This window comes from Gemmobacter aquatilis, from assembly GCF_900110025.1.
Taxonomy (GTDB): domain Bacteria; phylum Pseudomonadota; class Alphaproteobacteria; order Rhodobacterales; family Rhodobacteraceae; genus Gemmobacter; species Gemmobacter aquatilis.
Window position 1 is genome coordinate 319,236 of the sequence record NZ_FOCE01000004.1, and the last position, 657, is coordinate 319,892.

Here is a 657-nt window from a genome sequence, read left to right on the forward strand (position 1 = left end):
GGGGTCTATCCCCGCGTGTGCGGGGGAGCCTGACACGTCCATCAACGGGCGCGTGGCGCACCTGGGTCTATCCCCGCGTGTGCGGGGGAGCCCGCGCATCTGCCTCGGACATGCCGAACAGGCGGGGTCTATCCCCGCGTGTGCGGGGGAGCCGGGCTGCCGCGCGATGACCGGCTGGGGCATCCGGGTCTATCCCCGCGTGTGCGGGGGAGCCGGCCTTGGCGGTCACCCCGAGCAGGATCACCCGGGTCTATCCCCGCGTGTGCGGGGGAGCCTGTCCCATGTCCGCCTTGAAGCACTCAAAGCATGATTGTTGATTTCCACCCAGAAGTGACCCGGGTAGCGGCGTAATTTTCATTGAGAACTGACCCATGTGACACCTTCCCCTTGGCTGCTGGCAGCAGGGGACATTGGAGTGATCGGCATGGCCTTTTTGAGTATTATTCGGCGTTGGGCATTGCGGGAGCATCTGTCCATTCGGGAGATCGCGCGGCGGACGAAGTTGTCGCGCAACACCATCAGGAAGTATTTGCGGTCTGGGGCGGTTGAGCTTGAGTTCAAGGTTGCCGAGCGACCGAGCAAACTTGACCCCTTTGCGGCCAAACTGTCGGGCTGGCTGAAGACCGAGGCCGGGAAGTCGCGCAAGCAGCGGCGGAC

1 pseudogene and 1 CRISPR repeat array are annotated in these 657 nt (G+C 64.2%); the pseudogene reads left to right on the plus strand.

The annotated features are described in order from the left end of the window. Position 1 precedes the first annotated feature (1 nt). A CRISPR array of direct repeats spans positions 2 to 275; the repeat unit is 29 nt; unit sequence GGGTCTATCCCCGCGTGTGCGGGGGAGCC. A 149-nt stretch (positions 276 to 424) separates the two neighbouring features. Beyond that, positions 425 to 657, plus strand: a pseudogene (locus BMX43_RS09955) (HTH domain-containing protein); the annotation flags it as partial.